Source organism: Pantoea sp. GbtcB22, from assembly GCF_019091025.1.
Taxonomy (GTDB): domain Bacteria; phylum Pseudomonadota; class Gammaproteobacteria; order Enterobacterales; family Enterobacteriaceae; genus Pantoea; species Pantoea leporis.
In genome coordinates, this window is the sequence record NZ_JAGXKB010000432.1 from 1 (window position 1) to 255 (window position 255).

Sequence of the window (255 nt, forward strand, 5' to 3'; positions counted from 1 at the left end):
TCATTGTTACTTCTCCGCCGTTTCTCAATGTGGTGGATTATGCCACTGACAATTGGTTGCGTTGCTGGTTTCTCGGCATTGATGCGAAAACGGTCCAGCTCACTGTGCCCAAAAAACTGGAGCAGTGGCGGAACGCGATGACTGAAGTCTTCCGCGAACTGTACCGAGTTTTGAAACCGGGCGGTCATGTTGCTTTCGAGGTTGGTGAGGTCCACGCCGGAAAAACCAGGCTCGAGGAGGCGGTACTGCCATGCG

At 53.7% G+C, this 255-nt stretch carries 1 pseudogene; it reads left to right on the top strand.

Going from position 1 to position 255, the window contains the following annotated elements:
• A pseudogene (locus KVT28_RS25675) lies at window positions 1-255 on the top strand (DNA methyltransferase); the annotation flags it as partial.